Origin of the sequence: Pseudomonas sp. 43NM1 (genome assembly GCF_002836905.1) — a bacterium.
Taxonomy (GTDB): domain Bacteria; phylum Pseudomonadota; class Gammaproteobacteria; order Pseudomonadales; family Pseudomonadaceae; genus Aquipseudomonas; species Aquipseudomonas prosekii.
Genome location: NZ_MKGS01000124.1, coordinates 1 through 879, shown reverse-complemented (window position 1 = coordinate 879; position 879 = coordinate 1). Strand labels below are relative to the sequence as shown.

Genomic DNA, 879 nt, shown 5'->3' with positions numbered 1-879 from the left:
AACGGCTTCGGGACCGACTTCCATGTAACTGCGCATGCACTCCCACAGCGCCATTGCGGTCGTACCGCCACCGCAGTTGAAGCCCAGCGAGAAATGTTTGTTGTCTTCCTCCGCCAGCGGGTCCGGGTTTTCGAAACCGACGATCAGTAAACCCATCGTGGCTTTACCGGCCTGACTGACCGACGATTGTTGTGTGGCAGCGGCGGTGACACTTTCCCACGGCACGATCCAGTACTTGCCGTCGTCGCGGGGGACGCAGACTTCTCTGCGTTGGCGGTTGAAGCGAATGGGTAAAGGCACATCGCGAAAGAGGCCTTGAATTAGAATCAGCGTTGGGATACCGACAATGACGCCCCCAACAATCAAGATATCGAACGTGAAATCAGAGTTGAGATTCCTGGTAAAAAAAGACATAGCGAGAACCACCGCCACCATGAGCCACATCGTCATCACTGCCGAGCCGATGCTGTAGCTACCTATATCTAAGCAAACGTCGTTTTTGCGCCAAATCGTATTGAGCACATCCACCGGCTTTTCTCCCGTAGGGACGGGCAACGGGGCCATATAGTCGTTGCGTGAAAACACCTTTTTTTCCGTTGTACCTGCCGGTGGCGTGCTCATACGGCGTCCTCGGACTGGGTGGCTAGTTCGGCCTCACGTTTGGCGATGGCCGCTTCCAGTTCCGGGGAGCGTTTTGCCCATTGTTCCGGGGGCATTGGTTTTGACCATTCGATGATGTCGGGATACAGCAGATCGGGCGGCGGATTCAGCTTCCAACGCTCGAGCACGTCGATCAGCAGGGTGTTGAAAATGAAGATTCCGCAGAACCCTTCCCACAGGACGGTTATGAACCAACCTCTGAGTTTTGCGGCTTTGATC

The 879-nt window shown here is 55.1% G+C and carries 1 protein-coding gene and 1 pseudogene; both read right to left on the bottom strand.

Annotation, left to right across the window (positions count from 1 at the left end; genetic code table 11):
• The coding region (locus BI292_RS11330) for a hypothetical protein (RefSeq protein ID WP_101207930.1) at nt 1–621 on the bottom strand (621 nt) is incomplete at its 3' end.
• A pseudogene (locus tag BI292_RS11325) lies at nt 618–879 on the bottom strand (hypothetical protein); the annotation flags it as partial. The pseudogene BI292_RS11325 and the gene BI292_RS11330, both read right to left, overlap by 4 nt.